The organism is Vulcanococcus sp. (assembly GCF_044369115.1).
GTDB lineage: Bacteria > Cyanobacteriota > Cyanobacteriia > PCC-6307 > Cyanobiaceae > Vulcanococcus.
Map to the genome: position 1 here is coordinate 1 of NZ_JBIPMN010000052.1, position 14,773 is coordinate 14,773.

Sequence of the window (14,773 nt, forward strand, 5' to 3'; positions counted from 1 at the left end):
AGGCCCCGACCCTGCCCCGGGGGCGCCTCCCACACCAACTGCCCCCCCAGGCTCGGCAGCAGCGCATCGAGAGCCAGCCGTGCATCCGGCGCCGCCAGGATCAACAGGCGGTGCCCCGATGCGGTGGCCGGTGGGCAGCCCTTGGGCCACGGCATCCATTGGGCCACAGGGCCCTCCAAGGCACAGAGGGCGTTGAGCAACAGCGCTGTTTTGGGAAGCAGCTGCGCCGCCGCCAGGGCCTGCTCCCAGGAGGCAAACTCCAACACCCACTGCTGCCAGGGCACGGCAGCCCCGCTGGCCATGGTGGCGCTGGTGATGATGGCGTTGCAGCCATAGGCGTGGTTGATGGCCTCGGCTTCCGCAGCACTGAGTTGAAGCCGCCGCGGCGTGGGTTCGAGCGTCACGATCTCAAGCCCGAGCAGATGGCCCGGATCCCGCAGGAATCCCCAGCGCAGCGAGCCGATCCCACTGGAGCCGCCGGCCAAATACCCCGCCAGGCTGGCGCTGCGCACGGTGCTGGGCACCAGCCGCAGCTCCCGGCCCCGTGCCTGCAGCTGTGCCTCCAGATCAGCCAGCAGAATCCCTGCTTCGGCCGCGAACACCCCGCTGGTGGGATCGACCTGCAGAAGGCGGTTCATGGCGCTGAGCTCCAACACCAGGCCACCGGCCAGGGGCGTGGCCTGGCCGTAATTACCGGTGCCGGCACCGCGCAGGGTGAGGCTCACGCGATGGCGCGCGCAGGCCGCCGCCACCGCCAGCACCTGTTCGGCGTTCTCGGCCCGCACCCCCAGCTGCGCCCGCAGCCCCTGGAGCAGCGGCTGCAGCACCGGTGAATACACAAAGGCATCGGCGGAGAGCTGCTCGAGCTCTCCGCTGCTGCGCAAGGGCATCAAGCCGGCAGCGCACAGATCAGCGGTGAGCTGCTCCAGCTGCTGCGCCGTGGCCGTGTGCGGCAGGGGCTGCGGCAGGGCGCTGGGCAGCAGCGAAGCCATCAAGCAATCAGCGGTGGGTTGAGGCCTCCAGCCTGGCAAGAGCCGGCGAGGGCTGCTGCGTGGGCGCTGCCGGCAACCATTGGCCGTTGCGCAGCACCCGCCGCTGCGGCGGGCGCGCCAGCAGCCCACTCCAGCTGGTGGCGCTGGTGATCAGCAGATCAGCTGGAGAACCCTGGCGCACGATCCCGTCCCACTCCAGGCCGAGCATGCGCGCTGGTGCCGTGGTGAACGGAGTCAGCCCCTGGCGCTGCCAGGGAGGGCAATGGCAAACGCGGCTGGACAGGCGCAGCAGCTCAAGCGGATCGAAGTCGCTGCCGGGATCCCAGGGGTCTTGCACGTTGTCGCCGCCCAGAGCCACCACCACCCCCGCACGCTGCAACTGCCGCACCGGCGCCAGGGGCCGCTGGGCCAGATCCGTAGTCCCGCGCCGCCCCAGCAACCAGAGGTTGGTGGTGGGCAGAGCCACCACCCCTACCTGCAAGCGCGCCAACCGCTCCGCCAGCCGCTGCTGCGCGGCAAGCGGCAACAGCCCCATGCTGCTGGCGTGGCTGCAGGTGATCGGCAGTTGAGGGCGGTGGCGCTCCAGCTGCTCCAACACCAGCGCCACCCCCTGACCAGGAGCTTCACCGCTCTCGTCCACGTGCAAATCGATACCGCAGCCGAGCTGCTCAGCCAGCTGCAACATCCCCTGCAAGGCCCGCCGATCGCGGCGGGCGCGCGGATAAGGCGGCCCGAGCACACCGCCCAACAAGCCCCCAGCCTGCGCCACCCGCTCCGCCAGGGTTCGACCTGCCTCGGTGCTCCAGTGGCTGATCGGCACCAGGGCCACCAGCTCCAGCTCCACACGCCCGCGCCACTGCTGCTGGAGTTCCAGCAAGGCCTCCCAGCTGGGCGCTGCTCCTGGCCCACCACTGTCGATGTGGCTGCGGATGGCGCGCAGGCCGTAGCGCCAGGCCTGATCGAGGGCGTGGCCGGCGCGCTGGCGCACCTGCTCGAGGGTGCGCTGCTCAGCCTCCCGCAGATTCACGCTCAGTGCGTCAACCATTTGACCGCTGCGGTTGGGGTGCAGCTCCCAGCTGAAGGCCTTATCGAGATGGGCATGGGCCTCCACCAGAGGCGTCAGCGCCAGGGGCAAGCCCGTTGGCGCTGCCAGGGGCCGGATCGCGGCCACCCGGCCGGCCTGCAGTTCAAGCTGCACCGGCAGCAAACCGTCGGCATCGCCGCAGGGCAGATTGCGCTGGCAGGGATCCAGCAGCAGGCGGGGAAGCTGCAGCTCCAACCTGCTGGGCCCTGGCGCTTCAGCCCTCATCACCACTGGCCCGGAGCATCACCAGCTGCCCCGCTACCCCGAGGGTAAGGATCCGGTAGCGGGGTACTCGCAGGCCTGGAAACAGCGATTGCCCGCCGAGTTCGGTGCTGTAGAGGCTGAATAAACCAGCATTGGAGCGCGTGCTCCCCTGCAGGGCCAGGCTGCCCAGCACGCGCTCCTGGCCCTGCACCAGCTCGGAGCAGTTCTGAATCAGCAGCCGCGCCACCATCGGCAAGCCGCCCTGATCGCAGAGCTCCTCGTCCACTAGGCGCACGAGCTGCTCACCAGCGAACACCTCGAAATCCTGTTCGTCGGGGTTGGTGGCCACCAGGGCTCCCCCGAGCGCCACGGCCGCGAGGCACAACCCCCATGCCCTGCTCAGCCCGCCAAGCCACTCCATTCGAGGCTGCACATGCATTGATAGGATCGCGCAGCCCTGGCGGGCGTAGCCAAGTGGTTAAGGCACCGGATTGTGATTCCGGCATTCGGGGGTTCAAGTCCCCTCGTCCGCCCCTGCACGAAAGCCCCATCACTCTCTGAGTGGTGGGGCTTTCTCCTTTGCGCTGCCCGGCCACTCCATCGAAGCTGCCGGCGTTTCAAGCAGAGCCGCCAGCAGGCGATCAGCCCCGTGGCGCACAGGATCAACCGCCGGCAAACCAGTGAGCGCAGCGATCTTCTGTGTTTCCCGCTCCGCTTCGGCCGCATCGAGCAAGGCGGTGTTCAGCGCAATCGCCCGCACCCGCGGCCGCCGCCCGTCGGGCCGGCCCAGGGCCGCCAACGCCTCACAGGCCGTGATCAACTCCGGCAGCGGCGGAATCGCCACAGGGGCCGCACCTGGCCGCGTGCGCACATGGCTCTGGCCAGCGCGGTGCACCAGCAGCAGATCTGTGGGCTGGCTGCCGCGCAGCAACGGCAAGGTGGCGGTGGAGCCCGGATGCGCAAGCGATCCCTGCCCCTCCACCAGCACCCAGGCCTGGGGCCCGGCGCCCTCCGCCGCGGCCATCACCGCCGCCTCCACGGCTCCAGCGGCGTAATCCACCCGCACCGCATCGAGGGCCACACCCTGGCCGCTGATCAGGATGCCGGCCTGGCCGGTCCCCACAAAACGCGCGTTGATCCCGCAGCGCTGCGCGGCCCGCTGCAGCTCCAGGCAAGCGCTCATCTTGCCCACGGCCATGTCGGAGCCCACCGCCAGCAACCGCCGGCAGGGCAGCGCCGCACAGCGGGCCGCCGCCACCTCCAGCTCCGCCGGCTCCTGCCGCAGATCCCAAATCCACTGGCCCTGCACCAGCGGGATGGCCGCAAACTCCGGATCCGCCGCCAGGCGGCTGTGCAAACCGCTGGCCAGGCTCAGCCCCGCCCGCAGCGCCGCCACCACATCGACGCGCATCTCCAACGGCAACCGTCCGCCGGAGGGGGCCAACCCCACCACCGCCACGGCAGGACCAAACGCCAGGGCCGACTCCAAATTCGCCACCACCGGCACATCCCGATCAATCCCGCTGATCGCGCGGAGGTCGCTGCCGGCATGGGCGGGATCAATCACCGCCACGATCGGCCCCTGGCGGTAGCGAAGCATCGCCAGCCCGGTCTTGCCGGTGAGGTTGTCGAGGCCGCCGTGTTGCAGCAGCACCAGCGGAGCGTCAGAGCTGAGCATCAGGCCACCTCCTGCAGCCGCTGGGCACCCAGGCCGGGGCGCGCCGCCGGCCGCAGCACATCGCCCTGCCGATCCGGTCCGGCGAAGGGGTCATCGATCAGGTTGAGATGGCTGTCGAGATCTGGCCACTGCACCAGCGGCAACAGCTGGGCAGCGCCGCTATTGAGCAGGCCGCCATCGGAGTAGCAGCCGAGCATCACCCCAAGGCCAAGCCGCCGGGCAGTGCGCGCCATCAGCAGCCCCTCGCTGAGGCCGCCGCACTTCACCAACTTGATGTTGATGCCCTGCACATAGGGGGCCAGCCGCAGCAGATCACTCAGATCCCAGCAGCTCTCATCCGCCACCAGAGGAATCGGCGCCAGGCCCTTCAACGCCGCAAAGCCGGCTGTATCGGCTTCGGCATCCGGAAGCGGCGCCAGCGGTTGCTCCACCAGCACCACCCCCTGCTCCGCCAGCCAGGGGATCATCTGCCGGCCCTCCGCCAGATCCCAGCCACCGTTGGCATCGATCTGCAGCTCATCGCCAGGGCGCAAGGCGGCGCGCACGGCCTGCACCAGCGCACGGTCGTGATCAAGGCCATCGGGCGATCCCAGCTTGAGCTTGATGCGGGTGGAGGGCAGCTGCAGCCGCCAGCGCTCGAGCCGCGCCAACACCGCCGAGGGCTCCCCCAGCCCGAGGGTGACGCTGGTGGCGACACACGCTCCCGGATCCAGGCCCCAGAGCCGGTGCAGCGGTTGCCCCAGGCGCTGCCCCCACCAATCATGCAGGGCCAGATCGAGGCCGCAACGGGCGGGCGGGCTCAGGCGGGCCAGCAGGGGCTCCAACGCCTGCAGGGGCTGCGGCGTCAAGTCATCCAGCTGCGGTGCCAGCGCCTCCAGCTCTGCCGCGATGGCCTCCGTGGCGTAGTGGCGATGGCCGGTGTCAAACCCACCGGTTTCAGCGCGACCGATCAGCCCCTCGTGCTCGAGCTCCAGCAGCAGATGCTCCACGGCGCTGGTGCTGCCGCGGCTGATCGCCAGCGGCACGGCCTTGGTGAGGCGAAAGCGATGCAGGCGAAGGCGCATGGCCCCACGGCACTCCCTGCAAGCTGGCACAGATCGGCAAGCCGCGCCCCCTTTCCCCACTGCGCGCCGCTCCTGAGAGCGCCCCGCTGCCCAGATCGCCGCAACACCGCTCAAAGCACCGTCCAGCTTTCTGTACATTCCGCACAGAAAGTTGGACTGGTCGCGCGCCAGCTGTGCCTCTGCTGCCAGCGCAGGCCCCGGCGATACCGGAAACTGGAGCGATGACGGCGACACAACTCAGCGCACCCCCCGCTCCGATGACGGCGCACAGCGGGCGCGGCAGCTACTGGATCACCACCTTCGGCTGCCAGATGAACAAGGCGGATTCCGAACGGATGGCCGGGATCCTCGAATCGATGGGCTACCGCGAGGCTCAGGCCGAGCTGGAGGCTGATCTGGTGCTTTACAACACCTGCACGATCCGCGATAACGCCGAGCAGAAGGTTTACAGCTATCTAGGCCGTCAGGCGCAACGCAAACGCACCAACCCCAACCTCACCCTGGTGGTGGCGGGTTGTGTGGCCCAACAAGAAGGCGAATCGCTGCTGCGCCGCGTTCCTGAGCTCGATCTGGTGATGGGCCCCCAGCACGCCAACCGCCTCGATGTGCTGCTGGCTCAGGTGGAGCTCGGCCAGCAGGTGGTGGCCACCGAAGAGCACCACATCCTCGAAGACATCACCACCGCCCGCCGCGACAGCAGCATCTGTGGCTGGGTGAACGTGATCTACGGCTGCAACGAACGCTGCACCTACTGCGTGGTGCCCTCGGTGCGCGGCAAGGAGCAATCGCGCCTGCCCGAAGCGATCAAGCTCGAGATGGAGGGCCTAGCCGCCCAGGGCTTCAAAGAAATCACCCTGCTGGGCCAGAACATCGATGCCTACGGCCGTGATCTACCTGGCATCACGCCGGAAGGACGCCGCCAGCACACTCTCACCGATCTGCTGGAGTTCGTGCACAACGTGGAGGGCCTGGAGCGCATCCGCTTCGCCACCAGCCACCCGCGTTACTTCACCGAACGGCTGATCGATGCCTGCGCCGATCTGCCCAAGGTGTGCGAACACTTCCACGTCCCCTTCCAGAGCGGCGACGACGACGTGCTCAAGGCGATGGCGCGCGGCTACACGGTGGATCGCTACCGCCGCATCATCGAGCGTATCCGCGAACGCATGCCCGATGCCTCGATCAGCGCTGATGTGATCGTGGCCTTCCCCGGTGAAACCGACGCCCAATACCGCCGCACTCTCGATCTGATCGAGGAGATCGGCTTCGATCAGGTGAACACCGCCGCGTATTCCCCTCGCCCCAACACCCCCGCCGCCCTCTGGCCGAACCAGCTGAGCGAGGAGGTGAAGGTGGAGCGGCTGCGCGAGATCAATGCCCTGGTGGAGCGGGTGGCCCGGGAGCGCAGCGCCCGTTACACCGGCCGCACGGAACAGGTGCTCGTGGAGGGCATCAACCCCAAGGATCCTGAACAGGTAATGGGCCGCACCCGCACCAATCGGCTCACCTTCTTCCCCGCCGCCCGCTCCGCTGGCGGCCAATGGCAGGCGGGCGATCTTGTGGATGTGCGCATCGATGAGGTGCGGGCCTTCTCCCTCAGTGGAACCGCCAAGGCGTAACCCTGGTCAGCGTCGAGATCGCTGATACGTTTGGCCTCTCAAGCCAGCGGCCCATGACCAGCGAACCCATGCAACTCGGCCTGGTGTTCGGCGGTGTCTCTGGTGAACATGCGGTGTCGATCCGCTCGGCCAACACGGTGGCCGCAGCCCTGCGCCGCGGTGCCAACGCGGAGCGCTACCGGCTGAGCTGCTTCTACATCGATCAATGGGGCCACTGGTGGCCGCCGGCGGTGGCCAATGCCGTGCTGGCCAAGGGCACGCCCGCCAGCCGTGAAGAGCTGCCGGCAGCTCCCCTGCGACCTGGCTTTCAGGGCTTTCCTGAAGGTGCGCTCGACATGCAGGTGTGGGTGCCGGTGCTGCACGGCCCCAACGGCGAGGACGGCACGATCCAGGGCCTGTTCAGCCTGATGCAGGTGCCCTTCGTGGGATCAGGAGTGCTCGGATCGGCGGTGGGCATGGACAAACAGGCCATGAAGGCTGCGTTTGCCGCGGCCGGCCTGCCTCAGGTTCCCTATGCCTGTGTGGATGCCCAGGAGCTGGAAGCACAACCCCAGGCCCTGCTCGATCGGCTGGAGCAACAGCTGGGCTACCCCTGCTTCATCAAGCCCGCCAATCTCGGTTCTTCGGTGGGGATCAGCAAAGCCACCAACCGCAGCGAATTGTTGGCCGGTCTGGCGCTGGCCGCCAGCCATGACCCTCGCCTGGTGGTGGAGCAGGGCGTGGATGCCCGCGAACTGGAATGCGCCGTGCTCGGGGGCCGCAGCATGCAGGCCTCCGTTCTGGGTGAAATCTGCTTTGACGCCGATTGGTACGACTACGAGACCAAATACAGCGACGGCAAAAGCCACACTGTGATTCCAGCCGAGGTGAGCAACGAGATAAGCGAGCGCGCCCGCAGCATGGCCATCGCCGCCTGCCGGGCTGTGGCCGCGGAGGGGCTGGCCAGGGTGGATTTCTTCCTGGATCGCAGCAGCGGCAGCCTTTGGCTCAACGAGATCAACACGCTGCCGGGCTTCACCAGCCAGAGCATGTACCCGATGCTCTGGGAAGCGAGCGGATTACCGCTTGAGCAGCTGATGAACCAACTGGTGCAACTGGCGCAAGAATCGGGCCAACCAGCAATCGGCAGGAGGGCTGAAGCGGCATGAGTCACGGGTTGCTCTGGCTGCCACTGCTGGTGGTGTTCCCCCTGATCACAGCCCTGGGCTGGCTTGAGCGGCGGCGGCAGCGGCTGTTCCGGGAGTGGGCCGAAGGCGCTGAACTCTCCAAGCTCGATGATTGCGGTGGTGCACGCTTGATCAACGGGGTGCTCGCCTGGAGCGTGTTCGAATCGGGCAAGCTCGTTGAGCAGGGCGAGTTCCAGGTCAAAACCCTCGAAAAGGTGGAGTTGCTGGCGCTGGGATCGGGAGAAGCCCCGCTCACCGATGAATCTCAGGGAGCCTGCCGACTGCGCCTGATCAGCGGCAACGATCACAAGGACGTGCCTTTCGCCGATGCCGATCGAGCCCGCCGCTGGATCACAGAGCTGATGGCGCGCTCGCGCTGCGAGCTGTGACCCAAACCCGAACGCGTCCGGTCATCGCCCCTGAGCGGCGGCGGCAACTGCGCCAGCAACGCCGCCAGGAACGGCTGCGCCAGCTGTGGCGGATCACGCTGTTCAGCGCAGCGGCGGCGGGTTTGGGCTGGGGCCTGCTGCGCGAAGGCTGGGTGCTGCGCAATCCCGATCAGATCGAGGTGCTGGGCAGCTCGCAGGTGAGCCGTGAGCAGGTGATCCGTGAAGCGCAGCTGCGGCTGCCCCAGCCGCTATTGAGCCTCAAACCCCAGGATCTGGCGCAGCGCCTGGCAGCGGGCCTGCCGGTGGAACAAGTGCAGGTGAGCCGGTTGATGTTGCCGCCGCGGCTTCGCATCAGCCTGGTGGAACGCGAGGCGGTGGCCCAGGCTCAGCGCCGCTCGAGCAAAGGGATGGAGCGGGGTTATGTGGATCGCCTCGGCAACTGGATGACCAGCCGCCAGAAGCGAGGCAGCGGCGCCAATCGCACCCCTCAGGTGATGGTGATGGGCTGGCAGGAGCGCCTACGCGCTCCTTTGGCGGAGGTGATCGCCCAGGAGGATCAGCTGGGCAGCACCCTGCAGCAGGTGCGTTTCGAGCCCAACGGCAGCCTGTGGTTGCGCACAGCCGCCCTCGGTGATGTGCATCTCGGACTACCGGATGAACGCTTGAGCCGCCGGCTGGATGTGTTGCGCCATCTCTCCACCCACCTGCCCAAGCAGATCAAAACGCTCAAGATCCAATCGATCGATCTGAGCGATCCTGAGCAACCCGAACTTGGCCTACCGGGCAAAGGCCGACTCAGCATCGCCGCCCTGCAGAAAGCCACCGCCCAGGCGAATCGACAAAAGCCTGCATCAGGCGCGCCACCCCCGGCAGCCCCCCCCTTATCAGCCGACTAGACGACGTGCAAACGGTGACAGCCGATTGCTTCAGCGGTTTCTACCAGCAAAGGTGTGATGATTCCTGGGCTGATCGAACAGATCAACGACATAATGCTGCGCAGCACCACAGGCATGGGACCTTCTATGGAGATCGCAGCTGAAGGCCTCAGTGCCAGCAGCAACGGAGCGAGCGGGATCGTGCCCAGTCAATCGGCCCGCATCGAAGTGATCGGCGTGGGCGGCGGCGGCAGCAATGCCGTCAACCGGATGATCGCTTCGGATTTGCAAGGTGTGGGCTATCGCGTGCTCAACACCGATGCCCAAGCTTTGTTGCAATCAGCTGCGAAACAACGGGTGCAGCTGGGCCAGAAACTGACCCGCGGCCTTGGTGCCGGCGGCAACCCAGCCATCGGCCAGAAGGCCGCTGAGGAATCCCGAGCCGATCTCGCCCAAACCCTGCAAGGCACTGATCTGGTGTTCATCGCCGCCGGCATGGGCGGCGGCACCGGCACCGGTGCGGCTCCGGTGGTGGCTGAAGTGGCCAAGGAATGCGGGGCTCTCACCGTGGGCATCGTCACCAAGCCGTTCGGCTTTGAAGGTCGCCGGCGCATGCGTCAGGCCGAGGAAGGCATCGCCCGGCTTTCGGAGCATGTGGACACGTTGATCGTCATCCCTAACGACCGCCTGCGCGAGGCCATCGCAGGTGCCCCGCTGCAGGATGCCTTCCGTGCCGCCGACGACGTGCTGCGCATGGGCGTGAAGGGCATCAGCGACATCATCACCAAACCCGGCTTGGTGAACGTTGACTTCGCCGATGTGCGCTCCGTGATGACCGACGCCGGCACCGCCCTGCTCGGGCTCGGTGTGGGCTCCGGCCGCTCCCGTGCCACCGAAGCCGCTCAGGCCGCCATCAGCAGCCCCCTGCTCGAGGCCGCCCGCATCGATGGCGCCAAGGGCTGCGTGATCAACATCTCCGGCGGCAAGGACATGACCCTCGAGGACATGACAACTGCGTCGGAAGTGATCTACGACGTTGTGGATCCTGAAGCCAACATCATCGTTGGGGCTGTGGTGGATGAGCGCCTGGAGGGCGAAATCCACGTGACCGTGATCGCCACCGGCTTTGAAGGCGGCGGCAGCTACAGGCCCGAGCGCTCGATTGCCAGCTTCGCCAGCACCAGCAACGCGAACACCGAAGCCGATCAAGGCGGTGCTGCGATTCCCTCCTTCCTGCTGAATCGCCAACGCGAGAACTGAATCGCCAAAGCGAGAACTGAGCCGCCAGCGCGAAGGCTGGGAGGAAGTGGGGTGACCCGGAGTCCACGCCTGCTCGGAGCATCCCGTGTGGCTGCTCCCTTCCGGTCCTGACCAGATTTGGGCGTCCGGGCCGCATGGGTCCGAGTCGAGCAGATGCTAGCAATGGGCCTCGGCCGGGAGGAATCCGGGGTGCGTCCAGCTGATCTGCTCACCTGCAAGCAGGAAGGGAGGCCCATCGCCGCGCTGACCGCCTGGGATGCGCTCTCGGCCGCCCTGGTGGAGCAGGCCGGGGCCGATTTGATCCTGGTGGGCGACTCCCTGGCGATGGTGGTGCTTGGCCACGCCACCACCCTGCCGGTCACGCTCGAGGAGATGATCCTCCACACCCGCGCGGTGGGGCGTGGGCTACAGCGGCCTCTGGCCCAGCAGCCGCTGATCGTGACCGATCTGCCCTTTCTCAGCTACCAGTGCGGCGTTGACGCCGCGGTGGCGGCCGCTGGTCGGGTGCTGAAAGACAGCCCGGCGGCAGCGGTGAAGCTCGAGGGGGCAGAACCCGAAACCGTCGCCGTCGTGGATCGCCTGGTGCGCAGCGGCATCCCGGTGATGGGGCATCTGGGGCTGACGCCGCAGTCGGTGCATCAACTGGGCTATCGGCGGCAGGCCAACGATCCCCTCAGCCAGGAGCGCCTGCGCCGCAACGCCCGCGATCTGCAGGCAGCCGGCTGCTTTGCCCTCGTGCTCGAGCACGTGCCCGCCGAGCTGGCCGCGAGCCTCAGCCAAGACCTCACGCTTCCGGTGATCGGCATCGGCGCCGGCGACCAATGCGATGGGCAAGTGCGCGTCACCGCCGATCTGCTGGGCCTCACCGAGCGGCAGCCGCCTTTTTCACCGCCGCTGCTGGCCGGCCGCCAGCTCTGCATCGAAGCCCTCAGGGGCTGGGTGGCGGGCTTGCAGCCGCAGAGCCCTCCTCCTCCCACCACGCCAGCAGCTCCCGCAGCACCGCATTGCTGAGGGCGAGCCCCTCGGGATCACACAGGCGCCAGCGCGGCCCCTCCTCGATCAGCAAGCCGCGCTGAACAAACGGCTGCCAGCGGCGCCTTAATGCTTCCGGCACATCGATCCGCACCCCCTCCCGCCGCCGGAACCCCACCATCCAGCGCTCATCGAGCGGCATTCCTGCCTCCGGCACCGCGGGTAAGCCCTCATCGCCAAGCGGCTTCGCGCGTTCTGCCTGCTCAAGCCAGGTGGCGTAGCCCTCGCGCGTGCGCGGACGGGCCTCGCGCACGCCCCACGGCGCCGCGGTGGCTCCCATGCCGAACCCCCACCAGCCCGCACCACTCCAATACACGCGGTTGTGACGGGAGGCATGGCCCGGCAGGGCGTAGTTGGAGATCTCGTAGTGGCCGTAGCCGGCTGCTGCCAACCGGCGGGCGGTGAGCTCCATCAGATCGGCGGCCAGATCGCTCTCGGGCAGCTCGAGGGCACCGCGCTGCTCCAGGCGCTCAAACACCGTGCCTGGCTCCACGATCAGGTCGTACACGGAAAGATGGGGCGGCTGCAGGGCGATCGCCTGCTCGAGCTGCTCACACCAGCCAGGGAGGGTCTGGCCCGGCAGGCCCTGAATCAGATCCAGACTCCAACTCTGCAGCCGGCCGCCGCGCTGGGCCTGCTGCAGCCAGCTGGCAGCTTCGAGCAGATCAGCGCAGCGATGGCGCCGGCCCAGGCGTTCGAGCACCGCATCGCTGAAGCTCTGCCCCCCCAGGCTCACGCGCGTGATTCCAGCCGCCAGATAGCCGGCGAGGCGCTGCTGATCAAAGCTGGCCGGGTCGAGCTCCAGGCTGAGCTCCGCACCGGGAGCCAGGCCATACCGGCAGCGCAGCGCCTCCAGCAAGGCCTGCAGCTGCTCCACGCTCAACAAAGACGGCGTGCCGCCGCCCACATACACCGTGGAGAGCGCTGGCCCAGTGGGGGCCACTGCGATCTCGCGCTGCAGCAGCTGCAAGTAAGCGCTGATGGAGGCGCTCCCAGGCGCACCGGCCTCGGCGGAAGCTCGATCCCCGAGCGGCACCACCGGGAAATCGCAGTAAAAGCAGCGCCGGTGGCAGAACGGAATGTGCAGATAGGCGCTGCGCGGCGGCCATCCGGGCGGCCATCCGATCGGTGCACGCCGGTTACCTCCCCGGGCCAAAGCCACCGGGATCAGGCATGCTGCCTTGTTCAAGCCGTCGGCAGCCACAGCACCGGTCATGGTGGACACCCTCATCCTGGTGCTGTTCGTGGTGTCAGGTGCCGCCGCTGGATGGCTGGGGGTCGACCTGCTGCCCGAACAGCAGCTGATCCGCATCCAGAACCTGGAGCAGCTGAGCTGGATCCTCGGGGCCGGAGGCGGCCTGACGGGCCTGCTGGCGGGCGTGGTGTTCCAGCGGCTGCGCAAGCGCCTGATGGAGCAGGTGCGCACCATGCCCACCGATCTGCTGGTGAGCCGGGCGGTGGGCCTGATCCTCGGCCTGCTGGTGGCCAACCTGCTGATTTCGCCGATCCTCTTTCTGTCGCTCCCCTGGGAGCTGGTGCTGGTGAAGCCCCTTGCCGCAGTGGCGGCGAATGTGTTCTTCGGGGTATCGGGCTACAACCTGGCGGAGGTGCATGGCCGCACCCTGCTGCGGCTGTTCAACCCCAACAGCACCGAGGCCCTGCTGGTGGCCGATGGCGTACTGATGCCGGCCAGCGCCAAGATTCTCGATACCAGCGTGATCATCGACGGGCGGGTGCGGGGCCTGCTCGATTCCGGCTTGCTGGAAGGCCAGGTGATCGTGGCCCAGGTGGTGATCGATGAGCTGCAGGCCCTGGCGGATTCGAGCAACACCGAGAAGCGCAGCAAAGGACGCCGCGGCCTGAAACTGCTGAGCAGCCTGCGGGAGCGCTACGGGCGGCGCTTGGTGGTGAACACCACCCGCTATGAGGGCAACGGTGTTGACGACAAGCTGCTCAAGCTGGCGGCCGACACCGGCGGCACCCTGCTCACGGCCGACTACAACCTCACCAAAGTGGCCGAGGTGCAGACCGTGAAGGTGATGAACCTGAGCGAGCTGGTGATTGCCTTGCGGCCGGAGGTGCAACCCGGCGACGAGCTCAACCTCAAGATCGTGCGCGACGGCAAGGAAGCCAATCAGGGGGTGGGCTACCTCGACGACGGCACGATGGTGGTGGTGGATGGGGCCCACGGCCGCAGCGGCGAGCGTCTGCCGGTGGTGATCACGGGCGCCCTTCAAACACCGACCGGGCGGATGGTGTTCGCCAAGCTCGAGGGAGCTGCAGGCCCCTCCCCAGCCAAAGCGCGCTCCGCAGGCAAGAAATCCGCACCGTCCAAAGGCGATCCGGGCACCGCCAACCCCCGCTAGGCTCCCGGCTCAGGCCTGCAGTGATCCGCGGATGTCGGTGTCAGCTCCTTACTACGGCGATTCCGCCGTGATGCGCACCCCTCCGCCGGATCTGCCTTCGCTGCTGCTGAAGGAACGGATCGTGTATCTGGGCCTGCCGCTGTTCAGCGACGATGATGCCAAGCGCCAGATGGGCATCGACGTCACCGAATTGATCATTGCCCAGCTTCTTTACCTGGAGTTCGACAACCCGGAGAAGCCGATCTTCTTCTATATCAACTCCACCGGCACCAGCTGGTACTCGGGCGACGCCATCGGCTTTGAAACCGAAGCCTTCGCCATCGCCGACACCATCCGCTACGTGAAGCCTCCGGTGCACACGATCTGCATCGGTCAGGCCATGGGTACGGCCGCCATGATCCTCAGCGCAGGCACGAAAGGCCATCGCGCCGCCTTGCCCCACGCTTCAATCGTGCTGCACCAACCCCGCAGCGGTGCCCGCGGCCAGGCCAGCGACATCCAGATCCGGGCCAAAGAGGTGCTGCACAACAAACAGACCATGCTCGAAATGCTCTCGAGCAACACCGGCCGCAGCGTGGCGCAGCTGGCCAAGGACTCCGATCGCATGACCTACCTCACCGCCGATGAAGCAGTGGAGTACGGCCTGATCGATCGCGTGCTCACCAGCCAGAAGCTGCCGAGCCCCCTGCCGGCGGGCCCCGGCGTCAGCCCCGGCAATCCCGGTATCAGTTGAAACCGGCTGGGCCTCTCCAGCGGCCTAGACCCTCACCCATTCCCACACTTCCGGCCACCCACCACCGCATCCGCCATGCCCATCGGCACCCCGAGCGTTCCCTACCGCCTGCCCGGCAGCCAGTACGAGCGCTGGGTTGACATCTACACACGCCTGGGCGTGGAGCGGATCCTGTTCCTCGGCTCTGAGGTGAACGACGCCATCGCCAACAGCCTGGTGGCGCAAATGCTGTACCTCGACTCGGAGGACAACTCCAAGCCGATCTACCTGTACATCAACTCACCGGGCGGGTCGGTGACCGCCGGCCTGGC

15 protein-coding genes, 1 tRNA gene and 1 other RNA gene are annotated in these 14,773 nt (G+C 67.5%); 10 read left to right on the top strand and 7 right to left on the bottom strand.

The features are described from left to right. From ACIQ2E_RS05595 to ACIQ2E_RS05605, 3 genes are all read right to left on the bottom strand, one after another. The coding region (locus tag ACIQ2E_RS05595; protein ID WP_398327380.1) for an FAD-binding oxidoreductase at window positions 1-992 on the bottom strand (992 nt) is incomplete at its 3' end. A gap of 7 nt (window positions 993-999) precedes the next feature. After that, window positions 1,000-2,271 carry an amidohydrolase family protein gene (locus ACIQ2E_RS05600; protein ID WP_398327383.1) on the bottom strand — a complete coding sequence of 424 codons (1,272 nt, stop codon included), beginning with the start codon at window positions 2,269-2,271 and terminating at the stop codon, window positions 1,000-1,002. A gap of 19 nt (window positions 2,272-2,290) precedes the next feature. Then, window positions 2,291-2,650 (bottom strand): DUF4359 domain-containing protein, encoded by a 360-nt coding sequence (locus ACIQ2E_RS05605; RefSeq protein ID WP_398327386.1) that lies wholly within the window; start codon window positions 2,648-2,650, stop codon window positions 2,291-2,293. Window positions 2,651-2,740: 90 nt separating this feature from the next. Between ACIQ2E_RS05605 and ACIQ2E_RS05610 the strand changes: the two genes are divergently transcribed. Beyond that, window positions 2,741-2,813, top strand: a tRNA-His gene (locus ACIQ2E_RS05610). A 17-nt stretch (window positions 2,814-2,830) separates the two neighbouring features. Here ACIQ2E_RS05610 and ACIQ2E_RS05615 read toward each other — a convergent pair. Both ACIQ2E_RS05615 and ACIQ2E_RS05620 read right to left on the bottom strand, forming a co-directional pair. Further along, window positions 2,831-3,958, bottom strand: coding sequence for a DUF1611 domain-containing protein (locus ACIQ2E_RS05615; protein ID WP_398327389.1), 1,128 nt, complete (start codon window positions 3,956-3,958; stop codon window positions 2,831-2,833). Further along, complete coding sequence (locus ACIQ2E_RS05620) at window positions 3,958-5,022, bottom strand: enolase C-terminal domain-like protein (protein WP_398327392.1); 1,065 nt, start codon at window positions 5,020-5,022, stop codon at window positions 3,958-3,960. The genes ACIQ2E_RS05615 and ACIQ2E_RS05620 overlap by 1 nt, the downstream gene beginning before the upstream one ends. 221 nt (window positions 5,023-5,243) lie before the next feature. Between ACIQ2E_RS05620 and miaB the strand changes: the two genes are divergently transcribed. The 5 genes from miaB (at window position 5,244) to ftsZ (ending at window position 10,331) form a co-directional block, all read left to right on the top strand. Further along, window positions 5,244-6,641 (top strand): tRNA (N6-isopentenyl adenosine(37)-C2)-methylthiotransferase MiaB, encoded by a 1,398-nt coding sequence (gene miaB / locus ACIQ2E_RS05625; RefSeq protein ID WP_398327395.1) that lies wholly within the window; start codon window positions 5,244-5,246, stop codon window positions 6,639-6,641. A 53-nt stretch (window positions 6,642-6,694) separates the two neighbouring features. Next, window positions 6,695-7,789, top strand: a complete 1,095-nt coding sequence (locus tag ACIQ2E_RS05630) for a D-alanine--D-alanine ligase family protein (protein ID WP_398327398.1) — start codon at window positions 6,695-6,697, stop codon at window positions 7,787-7,789. After that, window positions 7,786-8,196, top strand: a complete 411-nt coding sequence (locus tag ACIQ2E_RS05635; protein WP_398327401.1) for a hypothetical protein — start codon at window positions 7,786-7,788, stop codon at window positions 8,194-8,196. Before ACIQ2E_RS05630 ends, ACIQ2E_RS05635 begins: the two co-directional genes overlap by 4 nt. After that, window positions 8,193-9,092: a cell division protein FtsQ/DivIB gene (locus tag ACIQ2E_RS05640; RefSeq protein ID WP_398327403.1), complete on the top strand. Its 900-nt coding sequence runs from the start codon at window positions 8,193-8,195 to the stop codon at window positions 9,090-9,092. Before ACIQ2E_RS05635 ends, ACIQ2E_RS05640 begins: the two co-directional genes overlap by 4 nt. A 126-nt stretch (window positions 9,093-9,218) precedes the next feature. Then, complete coding sequence (gene ftsZ / locus ACIQ2E_RS05645; RefSeq protein WP_398327420.1) at window positions 9,219-10,331, top strand: cell division protein FtsZ; 1,113 nt, start codon at window positions 9,219-9,221, stop codon at window positions 10,329-10,331. A gap of 50 nt (window positions 10,332-10,381) precedes the next feature. On the opposite strand, the gene ffs is transcribed toward ftsZ, so the two are convergent. Then, window positions 10,382-10,478, bottom strand: an RNA gene (ffs, locus tag ACIQ2E_RS05650) — signal recognition particle sRNA small type. A 42-nt stretch (window positions 10,479-10,520) separates the two neighbouring features. On the opposite strand from ffs, the gene panB reads away from it, so the two are divergent. Then, window positions 10,521-11,342: a 3-methyl-2-oxobutanoate hydroxymethyltransferase gene (gene panB, locus ACIQ2E_RS05655; RefSeq protein ID WP_398327405.1), complete on the top strand. Its 822-nt coding sequence runs from the start codon at window positions 10,521-10,523 to the stop codon at window positions 11,340-11,342. Here panB and hemW read toward each other — a convergent pair. Beyond that, the gene (gene hemW, locus ACIQ2E_RS05660; RefSeq protein ID WP_398327408.1) at window positions 11,260-12,579 is read right to left on the bottom strand and encodes a radical SAM family heme chaperone HemW; all 1,320 of its coding nucleotides are present in this window, start codon (window positions 12,577-12,579) and stop codon (window positions 11,260-11,262) included. The genes panB and hemW overlap by 83 nt on opposite strands. Here hemW and ACIQ2E_RS05665 point away from each other — a divergent pair. The 3 genes from ACIQ2E_RS05665 to ACIQ2E_RS05675 all read left to right on the top strand — a co-directional run. Beyond that, window positions 12,578-13,729: a PIN/TRAM domain-containing protein gene (locus tag ACIQ2E_RS05665; RefSeq protein WP_398327411.1), complete on the top strand. Its 1,152-nt coding sequence runs from the start codon at window positions 12,578-12,580 to the stop codon at window positions 13,727-13,729. The genes hemW and ACIQ2E_RS05665 overlap by 2 nt on opposite strands. Before the next feature lie 31 nt (window positions 13,730-13,760). Continuing rightward, a complete protein-coding gene (locus tag ACIQ2E_RS05670; RefSeq protein WP_398327414.1) occupies window positions 13,761-14,462 on the top strand; it encodes an ATP-dependent Clp protease proteolytic subunit in 702 nt (233 codons plus the stop codon). 75 nt (window positions 14,463-14,537) lie between these two features. Then, a partial coding sequence (locus ACIQ2E_RS05675) for an ATP-dependent Clp protease proteolytic subunit (RefSeq protein ID WP_398327417.1) occupies window positions 14,538-14,773 on the top strand: 236 nt, incomplete at its 3' end.

What these genes read in the sequence shown, in the direction of transcription:
- ACIQ2E_RS05635 (WP_398327401.1), top strand. Translation starts at nt 7,786, where the DNA reads ATGAGTCACGGGTTGCTCTGGCTGCCACTGCTGGTGGTGTTCCCCCTG.
- ACIQ2E_RS05670 (WP_398327414.1), top strand. Translation starts at nt 13,761, where the DNA reads ATGTCGGTGTCAGCTCCTTACTACGGCGATTCCGCCGTGATGCGCACC.
- ACIQ2E_RS05615 (WP_398327389.1), bottom strand. Translation starts at nt 3,958, where the DNA reads ATGCTCAGCTCTGACGCTCCGCTGGTGCTGCTGCAACACGGCGGCCTC.
- miaB (WP_398327395.1), top strand. Translation starts at nt 5,244, where the DNA reads ATGACGGCGACACAACTCAGCGCACCCCCCGCTCCGATGACGGCGCAC.
- ACIQ2E_RS05630 (WP_398327398.1), top strand. Translation starts at nt 6,695, where the DNA reads ATGACCAGCGAACCCATGCAACTCGGCCTGGTGTTCGGCGGTGTCTCT.
- hemW (WP_398327408.1), bottom strand. Translation starts at nt 12,579, where the DNA reads ATGACCGGTGCTGTGGCTGCCGACGGCTTGAACAAGGCAGCATGCCTG.
- ACIQ2E_RS05620 (WP_398327392.1), bottom strand. Translation starts at nt 5,022, where the DNA reads ATGCGCCTTCGCCTGCATCGCTTTCGCCTCACCAAGGCCGTGCCGCTG.
- ACIQ2E_RS05665 (WP_398327411.1), top strand. Translation starts at nt 12,578, where the DNA reads ATGGTGGACACCCTCATCCTGGTGCTGTTCGTGGTGTCAGGTGCCGCC.
- ftsZ (WP_398327420.1), top strand. Translation starts at nt 9,219, where the DNA reads ATGGAGATCGCAGCTGAAGGCCTCAGTGCCAGCAGCAACGGAGCGAGC.